This is a genomic window from Chitinophaga sp. Hz27 (assembly GCF_042263525.1).
In the GTDB taxonomy this organism is placed as follows: domain Bacteria; phylum Bacteroidota; class Bacteroidia; order Chitinophagales; family Chitinophagaceae; genus Chitinophaga.
The window spans coordinates 727,599-746,836 of the sequence record NZ_JBHKFJ010000001.1 but is presented as its reverse complement, the minus strand read 5'-3'; the positions used below and the strand labels follow the sequence as shown (position 1 = coordinate 746,836).

Annotated in this window: 21 protein-coding genes; 11 read left to right on the top strand and 10 right to left on the bottom strand. The window is 43.5% G+C overall.

Going from position 1 to position 19,238, the window contains the following annotated elements; genetic code table 11:
* Positions 1-124 precede the first annotated feature (124 nt).
* Complete coding sequence (locus ACE38W_RS03010; RefSeq protein WP_375828750.1) at positions 125-1,072, top strand: alpha/beta hydrolase; 948 nt, start codon at positions 125-127, stop codon at positions 1,070-1,072.
* 3 nt (positions 1,073-1,075) lie between these two features.
* On the opposite strand, the gene ACE38W_RS03005 is transcribed toward ACE38W_RS03010, so the two are convergent.
* A complete protein-coding gene (locus tag ACE38W_RS03005) occupies positions 1,076-2,260 on the bottom strand; it encodes an acyltransferase family protein (RefSeq protein ID WP_375828749.1) in 1,185 nt (394 codons plus the stop codon).
* A gap of 225 nt (positions 2,261-2,485) precedes the next feature.
* Between ACE38W_RS03005 and ACE38W_RS03000 the strand changes: the two genes are divergently transcribed.
* The 5 genes from ACE38W_RS03000 (at position 2,486) to ACE38W_RS02980 (ending at position 6,455) form a co-directional block, all read left to right on the top strand.
* On the top strand, positions 2,486-3,316 hold the full coding sequence (locus tag ACE38W_RS03000) for a hypothetical protein (RefSeq protein WP_375828748.1): 831 nt from the start codon (positions 2,486-2,488) through the stop codon (positions 3,314-3,316).
* A 31-nt stretch (positions 3,317-3,347) separates the two neighbouring features.
* Positions 3,348-4,022 carry a hypothetical protein gene (locus tag ACE38W_RS02995; RefSeq protein ID WP_375828747.1) on the top strand — a complete coding sequence of 225 codons (675 nt, stop codon included), beginning with the start codon at positions 3,348-3,350 and terminating at the stop codon, positions 4,020-4,022.
* Positions 4,023-4,025: 3 nt separating this feature from the next.
* Positions 4,026-4,595 (top strand): dihydrofolate reductase family protein, encoded by a 570-nt coding sequence (locus ACE38W_RS02990; protein WP_375828746.1) that lies wholly within the window; start codon positions 4,026-4,028, stop codon positions 4,593-4,595.
* A 109-nt stretch (positions 4,596-4,704) separates the two neighbouring features.
* Positions 4,705-5,301, top strand: a complete 597-nt coding sequence (locus tag ACE38W_RS02985) for a TetR/AcrR family transcriptional regulator (RefSeq protein WP_375828745.1) — start codon at positions 4,705-4,707, stop codon at positions 5,299-5,301.
* A gap of 5 nt (positions 5,302-5,306) precedes the next feature.
* Positions 5,307-6,455 carry an FAD-dependent oxidoreductase gene (locus ACE38W_RS02980; protein WP_375828744.1) on the top strand — a complete coding sequence of 383 codons (1,149 nt, stop codon included), beginning with the start codon at positions 5,307-5,309 and terminating at the stop codon, positions 6,453-6,455.
* Between the two features lie 2 nt (positions 6,456-6,457).
* On the opposite strand, the gene ACE38W_RS02975 is transcribed toward ACE38W_RS02980, so the two are convergent.
* Complete coding sequence (locus ACE38W_RS02975; RefSeq protein ID WP_375828743.1) at positions 6,458-7,036, bottom strand: RNA polymerase sigma factor; 579 nt, start codon at positions 7,034-7,036, stop codon at positions 6,458-6,460.
* Between the two features lie 50 nt (positions 7,037-7,086).
* Positions 7,087-7,599, bottom strand: coding sequence for a hypothetical protein (locus ACE38W_RS02970; RefSeq protein ID WP_375828742.1), 513 nt, complete (start codon positions 7,597-7,599; stop codon positions 7,087-7,089).
* Between the two features lie 112 nt (positions 7,600-7,711).
* Here ACE38W_RS02970 and ACE38W_RS02965 point away from each other — a divergent pair, with 112 nt between their 5' ends.
* The 3 genes from ACE38W_RS02965 to ACE38W_RS02955 are packed head-to-tail and all read left to right on the top strand — an operon-like array spanning position 7,712 to position 11,004.
* Positions 7,712-8,899: a BamA/TamA family outer membrane protein gene (locus ACE38W_RS02965; RefSeq protein WP_375828741.1), complete on the top strand. Its 1,188-nt coding sequence runs from the start codon at positions 7,712-7,714 to the stop codon at positions 8,897-8,899.
* Entirely contained in the window at positions 8,899-10,602 is a 1,704-nt protein-coding gene (locus ACE38W_RS02960; RefSeq protein ID WP_375828740.1) for a sulfatase-like hydrolase/transferase, read from the top strand. Before ACE38W_RS02965 ends, ACE38W_RS02960 begins: the two co-directional genes overlap by 1 nt.
* Before the next feature lie 33 nt (positions 10,603-10,635).
* The gene (locus tag ACE38W_RS02955) at positions 10,636-11,004 is read left to right on the top strand and encodes a DUF1304 domain-containing protein (RefSeq protein ID WP_375828739.1); all 369 of its coding nucleotides are present in this window, start codon (positions 10,636-10,638) and stop codon (positions 11,002-11,004) included.
* A 1-nt stretch (position 11,005) separates the two neighbouring features.
* On the opposite strand, the gene ACE38W_RS02950 is transcribed toward ACE38W_RS02955, so the two are convergent.
* Positions 11,006-11,146, bottom strand: a complete 141-nt coding sequence (locus ACE38W_RS02950; protein WP_375828738.1) for a hypothetical protein — start codon at positions 11,144-11,146, stop codon at positions 11,006-11,008.
* Between the two features lie 457 nt (positions 11,147-11,603).
* Between ACE38W_RS02950 and msrB the strand changes: the two genes are divergently transcribed.
* Positions 11,604-12,047: a peptide-methionine (R)-S-oxide reductase MsrB gene (gene msrB, locus ACE38W_RS02945; RefSeq protein ID WP_375828737.1), complete on the top strand. Its 444-nt coding sequence runs from the start codon at positions 11,604-11,606 to the stop codon at positions 12,045-12,047.
* Between the two features lie 148 nt (positions 12,048-12,195).
* Here msrB and ACE38W_RS02940 read toward each other — a convergent pair whose 3' ends face one another.
* From ACE38W_RS02940 to ACE38W_RS02925, 4 genes are all read right to left on the bottom strand, one after another.
* The gene (locus ACE38W_RS02940; RefSeq protein ID WP_375828736.1) at positions 12,196-12,504 is read right to left on the bottom strand and encodes a hypothetical protein; all 309 of its coding nucleotides are present in this window, start codon (positions 12,502-12,504) and stop codon (positions 12,196-12,198) included.
* A gap of 137 nt (positions 12,505-12,641) precedes the next feature.
* A complete protein-coding gene (locus tag ACE38W_RS02935) occupies positions 12,642-13,085 on the bottom strand; it encodes a hypothetical protein (RefSeq protein WP_375828735.1) in 444 nt (147 codons plus the stop codon).
* 98 nt (positions 13,086-13,183) lie between these two features.
* Positions 13,184-15,787, bottom strand: coding sequence for a polynucleotide kinase-phosphatase (locus tag ACE38W_RS02930; protein ID WP_375828734.1), 2,604 nt, complete (start codon positions 15,785-15,787; stop codon positions 13,184-13,186).
* Between the two features lie 45 nt (positions 15,788-15,832).
* On the bottom strand, positions 15,833-17,203 hold the full coding sequence (locus tag ACE38W_RS02925) for a 3' terminal RNA ribose 2'-O-methyltransferase Hen1 (RefSeq protein WP_375828733.1): 1,371 nt from the start codon (positions 17,201-17,203) through the stop codon (positions 15,833-15,835).
* Positions 17,204-17,367: 164 nt separating this feature from the next.
* Here ACE38W_RS02925 and ACE38W_RS02920 point away from each other — a divergent pair, with 164 nt between their 5' ends.
* On the top strand, positions 17,368-17,682 hold the full coding sequence (locus ACE38W_RS02920; RefSeq protein WP_375828732.1) for a hypothetical protein: 315 nt from the start codon (positions 17,368-17,370) through the stop codon (positions 17,680-17,682).
* 10 nt (positions 17,683-17,692) lie between these two features.
* Here the strand turns inward: ACE38W_RS02920 and ACE38W_RS02915 are convergent, their stop codons facing one another.
* Together ACE38W_RS02915 and ACE38W_RS02910 are read right to left on the bottom strand one after the other, a co-directional pair.
* Complete coding sequence (locus ACE38W_RS02915; protein WP_375828731.1) at positions 17,693-18,331, bottom strand: hypothetical protein; 639 nt, start codon at positions 18,329-18,331, stop codon at positions 17,693-17,695.
* 9 nt (positions 18,332-18,340) lie between these two features.
* Positions 18,341-19,114: a DNA polymerase beta superfamily protein gene (locus ACE38W_RS02910; RefSeq protein WP_375828730.1), complete on the bottom strand. Its 774-nt coding sequence runs from the start codon at positions 19,112-19,114 to the stop codon at positions 18,341-18,343.
* Positions 19,115-19,238 lie beyond the last annotated feature (124 nt).

Here is a 19,238-nt window from a genome sequence, read left to right as displayed (position 1 = left end):
CCTGATTTTTATTTTTTATAAACAGTCGCTCCTTGTTATTGTTCCAATAAATTCTCTATCAAACCGGTACTTCACTATCAGCAGATAACTTCTTAAATTTAGAAACCCATGAAAGACCCTGGTTATGCATAAACAAATATTGACAGTCATCGTTTGCTGCCTCATTGCTTTTCAAACCCTTCAGGCACAGGATATAATACCTTTGTATGAAACAGATAAAGTACCCAATGCCATCCACACAGATATCCTGACGGATACGCTGCATGGTAAAAGCTGGATAACGGGTATGGATACTACGGTAATACGCCCACGAACTATCATGCCTACACTTACGGTTTTTGTTCCACATAAAAAGACCAGTGATATTGGCGTAATTGTTTGCTCGGGCGGTAGCTACAGAAATGTGGCCGATGAACAAGAAGGCATCCCCGCCGCTAAGAAGCTGGTAGATGCTGGGATTACCGTGTTCCTGTTGCATTATCGTGTACCCAGGGCTGATTTGATGGAGAACAAATCCATCGTTCCAATGCAAGACCTTCAAACGGCTATATTATTTGCCAGAGAAAACGCTAAAACATACAAGTTAAATCCAGATAATATCGGCATTATGGGCTTTTCTGCCGGCGGACATTTAGTATCCACTGCTGGTACGCATTTCAACACCAACTATATTGAGAACCCAAATGGAATTAATCTTCGCCCTGATTTCATGGTGCTGGTCTATCCTGTTATAAGCCTTACTGATAGCCTGACACATACCTTATCCCGCAAAAACCTGATAGGCCCGGATATCAGCGAAACGCAAGTCAATGAATTCTCCAATGAAAAACAGGTGCGGACCAATACCCCACCTACATTTATTGTTCATGCCATGGATGATTCTACCGTGAAGATTGGTAACAGCCTGGCCTTTGTGGCCGCCCTGGAACAGCAACAGGTGCCGGTACGCTTTTTCGTATATACGAAAGGAGGACATGGATTTGGCGTCAACAATGAAACCTCGAAACGCCAATGGATTGATCCCTGCATTGCCTGGATCAAGGAGGAAAAGTGGAAGGAGGCGAATAAATAATCATTAGGATTTCCTCCTTAAATATTTCTCTGCAATACGAACCGCCGCAGGCGTTTTATCCAACCAACGTTTTTCTATCAGCTGGTAAGAACAGAAGCTGACAATCATCAGCACTACAGATAATCCGCCAATCAGGCACCAATAGGCTACAGGACTTAAGCCTGCAACAAAGCCATGTCCGAGCAGAAAATGAAAAGTTGAGAATAATAAAATGCCATGCAGTAGATAAATACTGTAAGATAATTGACCGATGATAGCCGTGGCAGGAAGATTAAGTAAACCAAAAATTGAATTACCATTTGCTATCAATATAAAGCTCAACGCCATACAGCAATAGGGAATAATACTGTCAATATCCCGATAACCTATCACTACCACCATCAATAATGCGATGATAACCATCGAGGCATACCAACTTTTGGCGATGCGTTGCACCATGGTATTTTCCGATAAGAGACCAGCCATAATTCCTCCTGCAAAAAAACTGAGTCGCAGAAACATGTTGTATTGATAGAAATAAAGCAGGATAAATATGAAAAGCATCCAGCATAATAAGGCACAGATAAATGTTCTGAAGGAAGGCCATATTTGAAAAAACAGCATACCTAACAAAGGCAGGGAGAAGTAGAACAACCACTCATAGGCCAGACTCCAAACCACGCCTGCAACTATCAGTCTGGTGCCGCCAATACCATTAATATCGGGTTCCATGAAGAGGAGCCATTTTCCCAGTTCCAGGCCTATGGCCGGAACGGGTTCATTGAGCTGAAAATGCGTGATGATACCAGCAATGAAGAAAACAATTATTACCACTACAAAATACAAAGGCAAAATGCGAAAAAACCTGCCTGTATAAAGTTTTAGCCAATCTGCCCCATTTCTTTTAAAAGACCTTAATCGTGTGAAGAACAGGAAGGCGGTGATCATGAAAAACATGGATACACTCGTTGGCCCGAGGTGGCTGTACAGATGTGATGGCGGAAAGCCCCATTGACCCGAATGCAGGAAATAATACCATATCACTGAATGGTGAAAGAAAACAAAAAAAGCAAGTAATCCACGAAGTCCGTCTATGGATTTATATTTCCCTGGTTTCACTTTATAGCCGAACCTATCAGCAATAAATTTTATCCATAAAATGGTGAGGGTGATTAGCAGGAAAAAAGGAATGCAGCTTTCTATTTTCATGGGAAGGGGCATAGTGAAAATAAATATAAGGGGGCTTGCTGCGGTGCCCTTTACATTAATCTACCATTATCATTTTGATTTGGTATTTATGTTTATGTTTTTCGTATTTTTGATGAAGTGTGGCACACTATGTAAAACCTGTTCATCAATCCGTTGTAGCCTGATCCAGTTAGGAAGGCCCGTAATAAAAATTTATTCATTGTTTAACCTGCCAACACCCCCAAAATGAACTACGCTATCATTTCAGCAACGACATTACTCACTTTTGTTAGCCTTATGGTTAACAGCGATCCTGTGCCACTTACGGCAGATGTCGGCAAGTCTTTTCAAGCGCCTATAACGGTATCAACAGTACGAACAAAAAAAGACATTCAACTGTATAATAAAGAAAGCTTATCTTTAAACACAGGAATCAGTAATCCTAACTCATTCAAAAATAAAAAAGGTATTTTTTATTATGATCTGAATGGCTTCAGGAAATATGAAGAGAAAGATACTACAGCAAGGATTCTTGTACTTAGTTCCAGCAACAAGCAGTTCAGTACAACACTTACGAAAGGATATTGTCTCAACGACCCCGGCAAAGCGCTAATAGATAGTCTGGACAAAGTATATCGTTTATCAGAGATTGATCATTGTGAATATTACTTCCAGGTAGGATGGAAAGGTCGTATTTCCAGCATTGTCAAAGGCGATGGCCAATCGGTCAGCGCAGAATCAGTGAATGCAGCACGGGAAAGTCTTCATATGCAGGGCGATTCCGTGAAATTTTCGGTTCATATTCATCCGCGTATTTTAGACGAGTATGGTAATGTTAAACAAGCGGGCGATTACACGCCTTCTGTAACTGACAGGACCGGCCATGATGGAATATTCGGAATTATTATTGGATTTGAACAGAAAAAACCGGACTACAACCCATATGGTATTACTAACGGCCAATGGACCTTACCTTTTTATCCAGTGGCAGGCTTTTATTCCACGCACGATCCGGCATTTAAGGCCGCTATATCCCTGGAGAAATTCAAAGAGTTAATATCCACTATGGATCATTAACTACTGTCATGTGAATGAAATACTATAAGCTATGAAAAATTTGTTACTGATTATGCTGATAGGTATTGCCATGCCTTATCATTCAGTGGCACAGGCTTCCGATCAACTGGAGCCTTTTGAACCGTCGCAGAATGCGGTGGACAGCTACTATAACCATCTGTACCAAAAAGTACTATGGCGAATGGCTGATAAACCACTAGCCAGGTTTGTCGTAATACCACCTTATAGTCCGGAATATGCGCTATCTGTAGAAAAGGATCAGCACAACAACTACTGGCTTAAATCCAATATCCGTGTGGCCTACTATGATCCGGCATCCGAAAAAAGAGTGACCGCCGAAAAACCGGTCGTTCTCACCAAACAAATCAATGAGAAATTAGCGCGAAAAATACAGCACCTCTTTGACCTGGCCTTACAGCAGCGTAGAGAAACGATGGACTTCGGCGTGGATGGCATCCGATATTTCTTTTCTTCCTATGATGAAAAAGACGGCATGGTAAATGGTCAGGCATCCTCTCCTACATCCAGTTCCAGGACCGGTTTGCTCGTAAAAATTTGTCATGAACTGATAGGCTTTGCCAAAGGCCAGAACAACAGCGAAGATTCTCTGGTTAATAATATCAACAAGCTTGCTGCCAGGTATGAAAAGCCCGCGAATGAAGTCAGGCTCTCTGCCGTTTTTGAACCAGCCAGCTCACAGAAATAAATCATGCGGAAAATCATACTACACGCACATATGTCGCTGGACGGCATTATCAGTGAGCAAAATCACTGGATGAAGATCACCGATGAAATGCTCAATGACGGCTCAGCCCTTTATGAAACCCTCGATACTGTTATGTTTGGCAGTAAAACATATCCTGGTATGGCAACATACTGGACAAACGCCCTCAAAAACCCTATCTCCTATGCTGAACTGGAATTTGCCAGACAGCTCAACAGCAAGAAAAAACTAGTACTCTCCCGAAGCTCACAACCACTCGTCTGGGAAAACTCCTCCTTACTACAATACACTTCTGCAGATGATCTCCGTGTAAAACTGGATGAACTCAAAAATGAATCTGGCGAAAATATCAGTGTAGCCTGTGGCGTAGGCCTCTGGCATTTCTTTATTGAGAACAGCCTGTTTGATGACCTGCTGTTATATATTCACCCTGCACTTGCCGGCCATGGTGAAAGACTCTTCACCGAATTCCATTGGCATACCTCCCTCAGCCTCGTCAGAGAAAAAACTTATGAAGACGGCACCAAAGAGCTTTACTACGAAAAAACATCCTAAGACCTCTCAATATATTTTTTTATCATTTTTATTCTATTGATATAGAATAAAATAATTTTCTTTTAAAAGAATATTTTATTAGTAAATAAACATTTACTTACTTTGTATCATGCGACCAAGGAATTTTGAGAAGGAACAAGCTATTAAAACCATTGCCCTGGAAATCATTACCAACGAAGGGCTGGAAAATCTGACCATGCAAAAGCTGGCAAAAGCTGCTGGTATCTCTCCACGTACTATCTACATAAAATATGCAGATAAAGAAGATTTGCTGGTGAAATTATTTGTGGATGAAGTATTGGGAGAATATGAGCAGGCTGTTTTAAAAGATTTTTCGGTGGAGATGGATTTTGCTACCGGCATCCGTAAGCTGTGGTGGAATTCGTTCCGTTATCTGCAGCAGAACAGGCCAGGGTTTGCGCTGCTGCAATACAGTAAAACCACTCCTCTGCTCAACAAGGCCTTTCATGAGCGGAACATACGGCAAGGTGATCATTTCCAGGCCATCCACCAGTTCTATGAGCGGCATGCAGCTGCAGGAAGGATACCCACATTACCCATGGATGTATACCGCGCCATGACAGCAGCTCCGATGGAATCATTGCTATATGAGTACTTTGATCATATCGGTCGCGAAGAACAGATTATTACAGACCAGGTGGTGGCAGATTGCTGCGAGATGGTCATAAAAGGATTACTCAAATAATATTTATGCATTTAATTAATGACAAACAAATAGCCATTATTGGTGGCGGCCCAGGTGGGTTAATACTTGCCAGGCTTTTACAGATGAAAGGTGCCATGGTAAAAGTATATGAACGCGACCTAAACAGAGGAGTGCGTGTACAAGGTGCTACGCTAGACCTTCATGAAGAGTCAGGCCTGCTAGCCCTGGAGCATGCAGGGCTTATGGAGGAGTTTAAAAGATATTACCGCGCAGGCGCTGACAAGATCCGCATTATGGATAAAGCGGCGACTATCCTTTACGATGAGCACCACGATGATCATGAAGGCTGGAACCGTCCTGAAATTGACCGTGGCCCATTGCGGGAAATGATGCTCAATGCTCTTCAGGATGGCACTGTTGTCTGGGACAGCCAGTTTGTATCTATGGAAGTTGCCGGTGAAGGCTGGTCGATGTTATTCAGGAATGGCAACAAAGCATATGCGGATATCGTGATTGGGGCCGATGGCGCCAACTCCAGGATCAGACCCTATATAACAGCTATTCAACCTTTTTATTCCGGTGTAACAGGCATAGAGGGGGCCGTTTTTGACAGTGCAGTCAATCTACCTGAAGTACATGCCCTGCTGCAGAACGGCAAGATCTTCATACTTAGTGATGAGAAATCGCTCATCATCAGTTCTAAAGGGGATGGCAGCATGGTCTTTTATGCCGGATTTACCTGCGATGAAGATTGGCATAAAGCCAACGGGATCGATTATACGAATATTACGCAGGTGAGTGAGTGGTTTCGTGAGACCTATTCCGGATGGTCACCTTTATGGAACCGTTTGTTCGAAAAGGCTAATAAATCCTATATAGTAAGGCCTATGTATTGCATGCCTCCATATGAAGGCTGGGAAACGCTTCCTAACCTCACAATGCTGGGTGATGCGGCCCACCTGATGCCACCGTATGCCGGTGAAGGTGTGAATATGGCGATGAAAGACGCCCTGGAATTGAGTATGGCGCTGACCTCTACGGAATATCCCTCTATAGCTATTGCCATTGCAGCTTTTGAGGCAGATATGCATGCCCGGGCAGGCGCCGCAGCGGAACAGACGCTTGCACAGACAGCCTCCCTACATTCGGCTGCCGGTTTACAAAATCTCCTGGAGATGTTTACGGAACAATAGAATCAGGACTGCTTTAATACGTAGAACAATACCAGCAGGGAGAAATTTCCGAAGCTGTTATGTAATGATTCCAAGGCTGTACGCAGCAGGCTGTAGGTACCGCCGGAATGCATGTTCATGATGTCGCCCACTCTCTCCTGTGGGATACCTTCGTAATACTTGAGGTACATCGCTTCACGCTGGCGATTGGAAAAAGATTGCAGTAAAGCATCCAGGCGGCTGGAAAGGTCGATCATCCTACTTTTTGGAATAAGCGGATGTTCGGGTAGCGCCAGGAAGAAAGGAATATGCTCTCCACTGAGTGAATGCGGGTTGCGGCTGGAATTGTATTCCAGGTTGCCCAGCAATATCTTTCGGAAAGAGCTGTAGAGTAACTCTTTTACAGAGACTGCGTAAGTCATCTGTTGTCTGTTTTGCCATAGCCTGCGGAAAAGGTCCTGTATACTCTCATCTATACAGGAATTATCGGAGGTAAATTTACCACCATAATTGGCGAGTGGGTTGTAGAACTGCGAATACAGTCCTTCGAGGCCTCTCAGCTCTCCGGCCTTACAGGATAGCCATAATTCATTCTCGTGCATAAGATGCGGTGATTGATCTTTGTCTGCGGATATCAATATATACGGAAAATCTAGCTGAATTGCTTTATCACATGTAACAAATCCCTTCTTTCTTCTGCGGTTAGCTCACCTGCCTTGTAAAACTGTACAGTGGCCGTTTTATCAATAAAGATGATGACAAACTTATTGTTAACATCTCCCATATTCCAGGACCGGCTTAGGGTATTATCGACATCTGTGTAAATGTTGGCCCCTGTTTGTTTGACTTCTCTTCTGACCATCATTCGGACAATACTGTTTGGCAAGAGCGGTGCATCCTTTAAATTAACCACTCCAAAGGCAAAAATGTTGTGGCTATTGATAGGATGTGCCTTTAAATAATTTGTAATAGTCTTATTCTGAGATGCATGATCGGGATCGGGATAAAAAATTAACAATGCCTTTTCTTTAAAATGCGGCAATTGCATGGGTTTATTACTGGCGTCACGGATGGTAACCTGAGGAACCTTATCTCCTTTTTTTAGCTGTGCAAACAATTGCAGTGCGAAGCAAATGGTGCAACATAAGAGCAATCCTGTTTTCATATATACATACCTGGGGTGAAGAAACTTTATAAAGACAGTCATCCTTTTAGCGAAAAAGGTGTTATAGGTTACAGATGTCTGTTCTATGTTCAAAAACATATTTTTTCTCATTTTGTTTCTGATACCCCTTCAATTATACGCTGGTCAACCGGTGCGGGACACTGTTCCTCCAGTGATGAGAGACAGTACAGTAGTCCAGGGATTATCTACAGATACAACTACTATTACTGCAGCGGAGGAGGATATTAAGGGCATCTTTAATAAAATTGTGCATTACCTGAAACACACCAACGATGTTCGTCCGCGGAAGAAATTCGATTTCAGCATCATCGGGGGGCCTTACTATGCGCCGGAAACAAGTGCCGGCATTGCCGCGATGGCAGCAGGCTTATATAGCATGGACCGGAAAGACACACTGTTACCCATGTCCAGTATTTCTGTATATGGAACGGGGTCTTTGTCTGGCTTCTATGGCATTGGTATTAATAGCATCACTATTTTTCCGGATGAGCGATTTCGGTTGCAGGTAAAGGCTTCTTTCAGTTCTCAGCCTAATAAGTACTGGGGGATTGGTTATGACGAGGGATCTGAAAAGGACGACTATACGAAATATACGCTGGTAACGAAGAAGATATCCGCTGATTTCAGCGCCTGCGTCATAGGCAGGCTCTTTGCCGGCATCAGCACAATACTCAATGATGGCAGTGCTCAGCAAATAGATACCAGCGGTGGCAAGCCACTGATGCAGCCTTCCCATGTATTTGGATTGGGCGTTGGGCCATTTGTCACCTTTGATTCCAGAGACTTTATCCCAAATGCTTATAAGGGTATTTATGTGAGACTGGGATATAAATTCTTTCCATCATTTTTAGGCAACACTGCTACTTTCAGGGCTTGGGATGCGCAGTTTGATTGGTACCGCAGGTTATGGAAAGGGGCTGTGCTGGCGACCGACCTGCTGGCAGAATCTTGTACCAAGGGCGTACCCTGGACATTGATGCCTGAAGCCGGCGGTTCCAACAGGTTGCGTGGATATTTTGAAGGTCGTTTCAGGGATAATAATTTCCTCACCGGGCAGGTGGAGCTACGTCAGAAAATTCATGGAAGGAATGGTGCTGTTGTGTGGGTGGGTGCGGGAAATGTATTTCCTGAGTATAACGCCATTAGTTTTAATCAAACCCTTATCAGTTATGGTATTGGGTATAGATGGGAATTCAAACGCAGGATCAATATCCGCCTGGATTATGGCATGGGTAAAGACCAGTCCGGGTTTTATTTTGGTATTAACGAAGTTTTCTGATGAGAATAAGAATCGGACTACATTGGAACCGTCAGGCCACCTACCTGGTGTTGTTTGCGATCAGCTGGATCATTCCAAATTTAGCATTGGTATGTATTCACTTCACGTGGTTTAAACTGATATACAACCTGCTATTTCCTTTTCTGCTTTCCATGGCGTTGATCTCTGTGTTCAGAAAGCCAGGCATTATGATGCTGGTGTTGTTGCCTATGTTGATCATCCATGCTTATGAAATCGTTTTCCTGTATTTATTCAGGGAAGGTGTGATTACCACGGATATGTTTCTCAATACCGTTACCACAGATGTAGAAGAGAGTACAGAGTTGTTGGGGAATATCATGCCTAGCATTGTCATTGTATGCGTTTTATATCTTCCTATACTTACCCTTTCGATTATTTCCTGTTGTATGAAAATGAGACTCCATGCAGGTTTCAGGCGGCAGTTCAGTTTATATAGCGGGGTAGCCAGTTTGGGGTTACTCGGGATTATATTGATTGCAGGAATAAGATTAGACAAACAGGTATATCCGCTGAACGTATTGTATAATTTAAATTTTGCGATAGATAAATGGTATAGGGAGAAACGTTACCCGCTTACCTCTGCGGGATTCAGGTTTGAAGCGGTGAAGTCGCAGAAGGCCGCACATCGGGAAGTATATGTGCTGATATTAGGCGAATCTGCCAGGGCGATGAGCTGGAGTATCTATGGCTATGAAAAGGCCACCAATCCAATGTTACAGCCGCTGCCCGGCATAATTCCTTTTTCGGATATTACGAGCGAATCCAATGCTACGCAGAAGAGCGTGCCGCTGATATTGAGTTCTGCAGATGCTTCCACTGCCCGTTGGTTGTATACCCGAAAAAGTATATTGTCGTTGTTTAATGAAGCGGGTTTCAGGACCTGGTTTATAACTAACCAGGTGGCTAATCAGCAGCTGATAGGCGCCTATTCGCGGGAGGCAGAAAAATGGATAGACATTAACAAGGGAACAGATAAGAAGAAGGTGGTCGGGCAGTTTGATGCGAACCTGATACCGCATTTCAAAGAGGCATTGGATGCGGATTCCAGCGATGCGTTTATTGTTTTGCATATGCATGGATCACACTTCAAGTATACGAATCGATATCCTCAGGATAAGAATTATTTTCAACCTGATCATCCGTTGGCGATTAAGCAGGAGAACAAAAAGGAATTAATCAATGCCTATGATAACAGTATTCGCTACAGTGATAGTATTCTGGCTACTATATTGAATATGCTGGAGCAGCGGCATCTTTGTGCGGGAGTGCTGTATGTTTCGGACCATGGGGAGAATTTAATGGATGATGACCGGCATTTATTTTTACATAGTACACCTTTCCCAACATTTTATGAATTGCGTATTCCATTGTTTCTCTGGTTTTCTTCTACTTATAGAAGCGCTTTCCCTGAAAAGGTGGCCAGAGCTGTTTCCTGGCAGTATACGCCTGCGGATACACGCATTGTATTTCATACGATGGCGGAAGTAGCAGGAATTAGCAGTCCTTATATTATTACGAAGCAATCGGTGGTGAGTACGGCATTTGAGCCGGAGATCAGCAGGAATATATTGGGAGATCATGAGGAGCCGGAGGAGTATACGCGGTATTTCAAATCGGAGGATTACGAAGCTTTGCGGCGGGAGGATTCCATACTGTCCTTACGGCGGCATCCTAAGCAATAAATGTGTATCTTACAAATATTAAAGTTAGTATCCATGTTACCTATCATCACGAAGATATTGATTGCAATTATTGCTGCAGAACATTTGTATATTCTTTGGTTTGAGATGTTTGACTGGGAGAACCGGGGAAAGAAAATTTTCAAGGGCGCATTTACGGACGATATGTTTAAGGCCACGAAGGGGCTGGCGGCTAACCAGGGTTTGTACAATGGTTTTCTGGCGGCGGGTTTGATCTGGTCGTTGCTGATTCATAATGCAGAATGGCAGCATCATGTGGCGGTATTTTTCCTGGTTTGTGTGGCCATAGCAGGGATTTATGGCGCTGCTACGGCCTCACGCAAGATCTTTGTTGTGCAGGCCCTGCCGGCATTGATTACTTTGGCGTTGGTATGTTTGCTATAGTTCAGAAGTCACCCATTTTTATCAGACCGTTTGCCAGTGTCACTTTACGGGTATCTCCATCTTCTTTAATTACCACGAAACGCTCCAGTCGCTGCGACCATGCCACCAGGCAGTCCTGATCGTAATAGTAGTTGGTGGTCATTACGGGTTCATATTGTGAAGTATAGGAGCCAGGCAAGGCTTAAGCCAGGGCATTATTCTTATCTTTTGAGATGATATCTGCCGTGAGTGATTTTGTCTGATCGATATTACCTAGCATAAACTGGCTGAGGGCGTTATCAGCAGCGTTGCTCTGGGCTTGGGTATTAGTAATGATTCCGTAGAAAAGAATTGTTAAAATGGCGCCCGCACCTTTTGGGCAAAAGATAGCAGTGTTTATTGGTTTTAATTACTTAAGTATGGTTTTTCCTGGTACTGATTTATCGACTCGTAAATATAGCTTATATCCCTAACTTTGTATAGAAGAAAGGATTTATCTTCTCTCCCATCATCTCAAAAAAATAAATATGAAAGCAATATTTTCCAATATAATTATATTGTTAATCTGTGGGCTTCTTGCCCAGACATCCTGTAAAGGACAAACAAAAAAAACTGAGACTATGAGCTATGATCATAAGAACAATCCGTACTATTCCCGTACGGACACGAACCATCTGAATGTAAGTAATGCAGAGTGGAAAAAGATATTGCCACCGGAGTTATATAATGTGGCAAGAGAGCAGGGCACAGAGCGTGCTTTTACTGGTAAATACTGGGATAGTGATGCGAGAGGCACTTACTATTGCGCCGTATGCGGTAACAAGTTATTCCGTTCGGACGCCAAATTTGCCAGCAGCTGTGGTTGGCCGAGTTTCTTTGAATCGGAAAGACCTGATGCAGTTATTTATAAGCCAGATAATTCCTATGGCATGGAACGAATTGAAGTGGAATGCGCTCGTTGCAACTCGCATCTGGGGCACATCTTCGATGATGGTCCAGCGCCAACGCATAAACGATATTGCATGAATTCAGTATCGCTGGATTTTGAGCCAGATGCGAAATAGGTTTTCTCGCAAAGAAGCAAAGGAATGCGAAGCTCGCAAAGGGCGCCTCCGGCGCCTTTTGTTCCGCCTTCGGCAGGCACGCAAAGAAGCATAAGAAGCAAAGCAGCAAAGACCTGTATTAGATTGGATTAGATTAGATTGGATTGGATTAGTTATTCTTTTTAAACCCTAATGCAACATTAATTATCAAAAGCGTTTGTATACCCAGATAAATAAAAGCAAGTAGTCGCATATATCCCACCAGAAAAACCGCATCCAACACCGCATCAAAGCCTGAATCCGGTGGCTGTTTCATCCTGTAATCGAAAAGTAACCAAAAATACAAGACTGTACAAACAAGTGATAAAACTACGTGTAGCCATTCCAGTTTTATTGAATAAATACGCTTGCTGAAAATAAGGTAGATCATTCCTGGAAGCAGCAGCCCCACAATTCCTAAGACTGATATTTTCTGCAATTTTGAAAATCTTTAAATCCAAACTGTCAAAATCATCATTCGGATGCTGTCCCCAAACCACTCCGGTAACCAGCATTATTATGGCTGGGATGATGAACAATAGCCAGGGGACTTGCTTTAATATCTTCATAAAGAATTTAACCTTTTGGATGCTTAATAATACCTCTAAGCAGATTATAAGGATATAACAATTGTAGTAACAGCAATGCTATTACACTTATTGCTATAAGATATTCATTTTGGGCTTCCATTGGTAAATCTGGAACTGGATAACCATGCGGATTGGGAATAGGACGTAATTCAGGGTGATACCAATTGCATCTCAGACAAATTATTCCTATAAATGTTCCAATTATATGAATCCAGGTAATGGTAGATGAATAGAGATACTTGTTGGTAAAGAAATAGGCCAGTGCCGGAATCAGCGAAATTATCGCTAACGCAACATACCATCTTGATCCTTTAATAATATAATAGGTATCATACAAATGCAGTTGAATGGACGTTTTATTTATCTGCGATAAAACTAAAAAAAATATTGCCAGTACAATAAACGGATACCAGGGTTTAATCTTATTCATGGGCTAATATTGTTCGGTATGAAGATATTCTGTTTAAAAGAAAAAGGGAAGGTTTCTAGTCTTATGGCTGGAAACCTTCTCGAAGTTTTGAATAGATATTATAATCTAGGATCTATCGGTTCACTTTCCAGTGCAAGGATACCAAATACACATTTATGTACCTGTTGCAAAGGCGCCTGTTCCGTGAATAAGTGCAGGGATTCCAGGCCCAGTGCATATTCACGCAATGCCAAGGATCTTTTCTGATTCAGCTTTCTGAGGCGTAAGCGCTCGAGGTTTACAGGCGTATCATATTCAGGGCCGTAGATGATACGCAGGTATTCACTACCACGGATCTTTACTGCTGGCTGTATAATATCCTTATCATTTCTGGTGAGGAATGTTTCCGGTTTGATCACCATCCCCTCTCCTCCTGCGGCCGTGAGGCTTGTCCACCAATCAATAGCGGCCTGCTCGCTGGCAGCATCTCCAATGTTTACCACCTTGTAAGGCGTTGCCAACAAGATACTTGTATCTTCAGCACATACGTCTTTGATAGTATTCATATGCCACTCATTGGTTTGGTCAAAGTAGGTTTTACCTTCTGTTGCCAAAATATGAAATGGCGCCAGCTTATAGTCTTCCAGACTGTTTACCGGCCAGCAATATTGCCTGTAGGCCGTCTGGAACTTGTGAGACTGCTCCAGCTTTGTAGCATACATATCATGCAAGGCCTGGGCAGGAGAACCATTGGCTACCGATTGTTTCAAGGCCGCCACTACATCCATTAATGCACTTGAGGCAGCAGCGCCAGTAGCAGCATACTGATACTTCAACAGCGACTGTGCCTTTGCGCTCCATGGCATCAATTCAGCATCCAGACAAACCCAATCAGTATCGAACTTTTCGTAGAAGCCACTTGCTATCAAAGCATTATTTACACGATCAATGAAAGCCTGTTCTATGGCTTCTTCATTGAAGAATGCACGGCCTGTTCTCGTATATACGATACCTTTACCTTCGCCCTTCACACCGAAACGCTTTACCGCTGTTCCTTCATCTTTACAGACAATCACGACTGCACGAGAGCCCATGTGTTTTTCTTCACATATTACTTGCTTCACGCCCTGTGATTCATAGAATCTGAAACCCTCTGCAGGATGTTCCAGTAAGCCTTCCAGCTTACTGGTTTCGGCAGGAGACATTGTTGGAGGCAAGTAAATCATCCATTTAGGATTAACACCGAAACGAGACATTACCTCCAAAGCAGCAATACTGTTTTCTTCCCGGATAGTTACCGTATGCCCATATCTTGGCATCAGATAATTCTTACCCATGAAATCATTTATATCAAGCACCTCATCTGCCTGTTGCTGTGGCGTGAGACTGTTGTTTTCCTTGAAGCCAATAGGTCTGGAAGGCACCGCATACTGCTCCTTTGCAGGAACGGAGATAATTTCCTTTTCAGGATATCTCAAAGCGGTGAGTGATCCTCCGAATACACAACCTGTATCGATATCGATGGTATTGTTCAGCCACTGTGCCGCAGGAACAGGCGTATGACCATACACTACGGTGGTTCTGCCTTTGTATTCCTGTGCCCAGTTGTAACGTACCGGCAAGCCAAATTCATCTATCTCGCCAGTGGTTTCGCCATACAGGCAAAACTCACGTACAGCACCAGAGGAACGTCCGTGCATATTTTCCCTCAAGCCGGCATGCGCTACTACCAGTTTTCCATCATCCAGGACGTAGTGACTGGTCATATCGTCGATGAAAGCTTTTACTTCTGCTTTGAACTCATCTGATTCAGTAGATAACTGTTCCACCGTTTTTTCCAACCCATGACGCAGCTGAACATCTCTACCGTTGAGGTATTTCACGAGCTTAGCGTCATGGTTACCTGGAACGGCAAGGCCCTGGCCATTCTTCACGATGTTCATCACCAGGCGGAGTACCTGCGGAGAGGCAGGGCCACGGTCTACGAGGTCGCCCACGAAAACAGGTTTACGATGTACTATTTCTCCGTTGGCACGTAGTGTTGAAGGCGCCGCTACAATTGCAGCATTCTCTTTATCTACAGTATATCCCAGTTTCTCCAGCAATTCACACAATTCATCGTAGCATCCATGAACATCACCGATGATATCGAAAGGTCCACGCTCTTCTTTTTTATTAGAAGCGCCCTTTTCTCTGATGATACTCGTAATACTATCTGCAATTTCTGGTGTATCTATCTGCAACACTCTCCTAATCCCATCCTTTACGAGATACTTCAGGCTGCGCCTCAGGAGTTGCAAATGGTTGATGATAACATGTTTACCCACCTGCCTGTCGGTACGGCCTGTATTTCTTTCAAAACACACCGAATCCGGCATATTCATCACGATAGCTACTACAGGAACGTTATGCTCCCGGGCGAGTGCTATCCAGTCTTTACGAGCTTCCATTTGCACGTTGGTTGCATCTACCACGGTGAGTAAGCCCGCTTTCAATCTTTTAGCGGTAATAAACCTGGCTAGTTCGAAGGCATCTGCGGTAACGGCCTGGTTGTTTTCATCATCAGATATTAATCCTCTGCATACGTCAGAGGAAATGATTTCAGTTGGTTTGAATAGTCGGTTGGCAAACGTAGACTTACCGGAGCTACTTGCTCCTACAAGCAATACCAGGGATAATTCTGGCAGGGTTAACGAAGTTTGCGTTGTTCTTATTTTAGACATATTATTTTCTCTTTAGTAGGGCAGCTAATTTTACGCTACCAATATTCAATCAGTATCAGGTATGGTGAACAAGGCTAACTGACTAGGTGCGCCGTGTTCTTCGTGTAATTCGCCAAGGTCTTTATAACTTACCTGGTATCTAAATTGTTCGGCCACTCTATCGCCCCAGGCGCGGAATTCGGCTCTGGTCCATTCGAAGCGGTGATCGCCATGACGGAACTCTCCCGGTTTCAGCTTTTCATACATCACGTTGTATTCTGCATTCACCGTGGTAACGATTAGGTGTTTGGGTCTTGCGAATTCAAGCACTACCCTTTCCAGAATCTCCAGTCTTGGCAAATCCAGGTGTTCAATTACCTCGATCAAAACACCAGCTTCAAAGCCTGATAAACGTGTATCCCTATACGTTAGTGCGCCCTGAATGAGTTGGAACTTTTCACGCTCTGCCTCCGGAAGCTTATGTAGCTTGAGTTTACTCTTTGCGATTTCCAGAGAGGGATAACTGACATCCATGCCGAGTACTTTTGTCAGTCCTGGCATATCTTTCAAGACTTTCAGGAATTTCCCTTCACCACATCCGAGATCGACGATAGTTGTCACTTTCAGCTCTTGAAGTAAGTCACGAACTGTTTGTAAACGCAGGTCATGCAAACGGATTTTTTCTTTAGGCTTTTCTTCTTCAGCAGCACCTTCTTCTTTCAGGATGGAAGACAGCGCTTCTTTTGTGAGCGCACCGATATTTTTCAGGTACCTCCGTGTGATCAACTCCTGCTCAGGATGGGTTTCCAGCCAGCCTTTTCCTTTCTCTGTCAGCTTTTCTAACTCCTGCGCATCTACGAAATAATGTTTATCATTATCGCACACAGGCAGTAATACGAAGAGCTGTCTGAGCACCAGCTGTAATGTTTGGGTATGGCGTAAAGTAACGCGGAAATACTGGCTCATGCCCCATTCGGTATGGATTTCGTCGAGCATGATCTGCTCGCAGCTCACTTCATAACCTAACGGTTCAAACAGCTGTCGGAGCAGCTTTTCACCACCACGTACCTTCAATACGGAAATACAAATTTCGTACGGAATAGCTTCTTCCGTGAGTGTAGGTTTATCTTTACAACGGCCATTCATCGCAGAAGAATATACATGCGAAATAGCGTTGCTCATAAATGAAGAAGCCACATATGGCCTATCATTTACATACTGATCAAGGGCAAATTCATTTGCTCCTTTACGCACAAGATGCACGGGATCGATGTCCAGTAGAAGCGCGGCGGTACATGACTGATCGGTAGCTTCAGGATAAAAGATGTGTGCACTTCCGGCGGAGAGTGAGACCTGTTGAACTTTTGCGGGATGCTTATGTAACAGGTAACCCAGGTCGGTTGCGGGGTAACGGTTCGTCTTAATTGTTAATAACATAGGTTAACATGTGTTTCCTTTGAAACACCAACTTTTAAAAAACTGCGCAAAGATATATACTTATTTTCCAATTTGTCAACTATTTTATAAAGTTTCTGAACAAATTTCTTCTCTCATGAATTAAATTTAAGAACAAGTGTAGATCATCTCCTTTAAAAAAAATTATGATGGAACATACGCTGCAACAAATGATGGAACAGCTGGAGCAGGCTGCTCATCCAATGGCCAAAGCCCTGTATAAAGGCCAGGGGACAAAGGTGCTGGCCCTGGCGTTTAAAAAAGGTATGCGCCTAAAAGATCATAAGGCACATGAGCCAACAACGCTGTATGTTTTAAGTGGTAGTGTTATGTATGAACAGGGTGATGAAAAAAAAGCGCTCACACAATACGAGCAAACCAGTATTCCCGTGGAAGTAGTGCATGCAGTTGTTGCTACGGAAGATAGCTTATGCTTGCTGGTACAGGGCGAGGAAGAATAGTTGTATTGTGTTATGCTGTCACCTCGAAGATGCTAATGTCTAGCAGGTCTCCATCTTTAGGATAATTGCCGGTAGCCAGTGTTGCATCATCGAATGCAGGCAGCTCTCTTTCTGGCATTAGGTATTGGCCCAGGAATTGTGCGCCGATTATTTCTTTTTCGTGTGTACGTACAATCTCAAATTCTGTGTTAGGAAAATCGGTATCTACTGCCCAATAATCATACTTGGGATTTTGCAGGTAAAGCGTTCGTTGTTGTCCATTGACGTAAACATCCAGGTAGTAGCCTTCTCCCAGCGATTCATCTGCTTCGCGAACGATCGCATGGTTAGTTTTAATGTGCAGTACTTCCACCTGCATGAGCGCAATGGAAATATCATGCATCTGCTGATTCCGACGGATAATACGTTTCAGCCAGACAATGGCGCCAATACCAATGCAGGCAACGAGTATAATCGTCCATACAGGCAAAGGCCAGTGCTGGTCGGGATCGGACACGCGTTTCATAGTTACGCTTGCCATAAATAATCCGGAGATGATCACTAAAAAAGTCGTTAGTGCGTGCATCACCACATTTTTCGCAACCGGCTTCATTCTCGCCAGTTTCTCTGCTTCTTTATCGGTGATAGAACGATGATAAACATTATACATAGGTCAGGGTTATTTATGCCAGACTTCCTGCATGGTGTCTACAAACAACTTATCCAGTAATGCAGTATTAGCAGGGATTTGCGGCGTTATGCCTTTTACATATTCCTTATAAAATTCCAGTTTTTCTTTCAGGAAATGTTGAAGTACAGGAATAGCGGGTTCTGTACTCAACTCTTCACCACTCATCTTTCTCAGCAACAATGCTTCTATCGTTTCTTTTACGATTGGATCAGTAACATAGGTATCCAGCAATGGCCTGAATTCCGTTGGTGGCATGGTGTTGCGCGATTTAATCCAGTCACAGGCGAGCAAGGGTCGTAGTACATAAAAGTATTTCTTCACTCTTACCTGTTCATCGAGCAGGTAGTTTTCATAATTCCCTTCGGCCATGTGCAGGTAGTGATGCATACAGGCTTTGGGGCTGAAGAACTCCGCCTGTAGCTGGCGCAGGTGCTCAGCAGTGGAATACGTTTCCTGGTAGATGATAGGGCTATGCAGCCATTCCAACATAGGAGGATTGGATTTTCTAAAAAGGCGTAATGCCTTTTTCAGCTCCCATCCTGCCAGGTCAATATCGTTATCTAGTATCTCATCCTGGCTATCTTTCTGATCATCGATTTTCAGGTACCATTCCAGTGGATGGATGTAAATGTAGCGCACATCCCAGTCGCTATTAGCTGAGGCGAAGCCCCAGGCACGGCTGCCACTTTCTACTGCGTATAGGATCTTAATGTTGTGGTGTGATTCCAGCCGGGCAATTTCTTTTCTTATCTCCTCAATCATGATGTCATAGGTTGGTAGTATGCATTATAGGGATTTTTTGGGAGATGATGGTGTTTTGTTGGTTTTTCTTTTTTTGAATGCCTTCGGCATTCAAAAAAAGAAAATAGGGGCTCCCCGCCGCAGG